The organism is Streptococcus oralis (assembly GCF_001578945.1).
Classification (GTDB): Bacteria; Bacillota; Bacilli; order Lactobacillales; family Streptococcaceae; genus Streptococcus; species Streptococcus oralis_Q.
In genome coordinates, this window is sequence record NZ_KQ969551.1 from 558,292 (window position 1) to 559,839 (window position 1,548).

A 1,548-nucleotide genomic window follows, 5' to 3' on the forward strand; every position below is an offset into this window, starting at 1 on the left:
AGAGGAAATCCAACTCTGTTCTAGTCGCATCTTCAGGAGAGAATTCGACGATTTCAAACTTTGAACGTGCATAGGAAACATGCTCCTTAATAGCTTCTAAAATCTCTTCCTTGCTCTTATTGAGCTTATACTTACGATGAATCGGACTGGTAGCGATAAAGACATGAACCTGTGGATACTTGGCATCCTTTAGCGCCTCGTAACAAGCATCAATATCAGACTTGACCGAACGTGCTAGACCAGTTACCGCCGTTTTTTTCAAGACTTTAGCAATCTCCTGAACTGCCTTAAATGAGTCTGGACTAGCGGCTGGAAAACCAGCTTCAATGGCTGAAATGCCCCATTTTTCCAACTGCCTTGCAATGGCAATTTTTTCCTTGATTGAAAAGTTAACGCCAGGTGTCTGCTCTCCATCTCGAAGGCTGGTATCTAGAAATTCAACTGTTCGCATACGATTTCCCCTTTTCCAAATATGGTTTTAAAAAAACATCTCGCTCAGAAACCCAAGCGAGATGTTGATTTACTCCCGCTTGGTAAGCCAAACAGGACTAATGCTTTTGCACTAGCCCGAGTACCTCAACAACAAAGCAAATTGATTAAACTTAGCTGTTTTCATGTTTGACTTTCTCCTTCGTTTGATATCTTGTTTAGTATTCTAGCATAGGAAAAATCTCTTGTCAAGAAAAAATCCATTATTTTCTGAAAATTTCTTCAGTAAAGAATATTTTGCTAATTGAAAGTTCTTGAAAATCCTTGAAATATTTCATTTTTTAGAGGTTAAGCTCCAACTTTTCTCTATCAATTCTAGCACCTCTTCATCTGACAAGGTATCATCAAGTGCCAGACTAAGCCAGTAGCGTTTGTTCATATGAAAAGCTGGATAAATGCCTTTTTGTGAAAGCAAGTCAGCTACTTGGTCGTGTTTGAGGTTGACTGCTTCAACTAGCCCTTCTCTCCCCTTATCTAACTTATCCCATGGGATTCTCATCAAAACAGCATACCACTTTTTATTACCTTCATGTCTTAACACTGCTGTATCAGGTGATTTTTCCCACAGATACTCCAACTGATTACCATACTTTTCCTGAACTTTAGTCATGATCCGCTTAGTCTGAGGGCAGATAAAATCTTGCACATCAAAACAAGCCTTCCGAATCTGGTAGAGAATCTCCAAACAAGCCTCACGGACACTTGCAACAAAGCTTCCCCTCATACTTTCCATATGTACTTGAGGATAGAGGTCACCCGTTTCCTGATCAAAGACCTGAAAACTCACATTATCAGGAGTGATAGAGACTGTCATGAAAAAGTCGCCCTGCAAAATCTGGCAAGTATAGGTCCATACTTCCTCATTTTCTACAAAACCATAGGCACGAGCCTTTTCTTGATTAAACCGATAGGATTTAAAAATTTCAAACATAAGTGAAAACTGCTACCCTAAGCTAGCAGTTCCTTTCTATTTTTTAAAAGACAACCTTAGTGCCATGCAATTGTGTCACACCCAGTTGGTCGATAAAGGTTTGACGGTTGTCAATGTCAATCCCCCCA

The 1,548-nt window shown here is 39.9% G+C and carries 1 protein-coding gene and 1 pseudogene; both read right to left on the minus strand.

The window, feature by feature from the left end; all coding sequences use genetic code 11:
• Positions 1-451, minus strand: a pseudogene (locus SORDD16_RS11835) (2-isopropylmalate synthase); the annotation flags it as partial.
• 312 nt (positions 452-763) lie between these two features.
• On the minus strand, positions 764-1,420 hold the full coding sequence (locus SORDD16_RS05335) for an MmcQ/YjbR family DNA-binding protein (RefSeq protein WP_061452618.1): 657 nt from the start codon (positions 1,418-1,420) through the stop codon (positions 764-766).
• Positions 1,421-1,548: the final 128 nt, after the last annotated feature.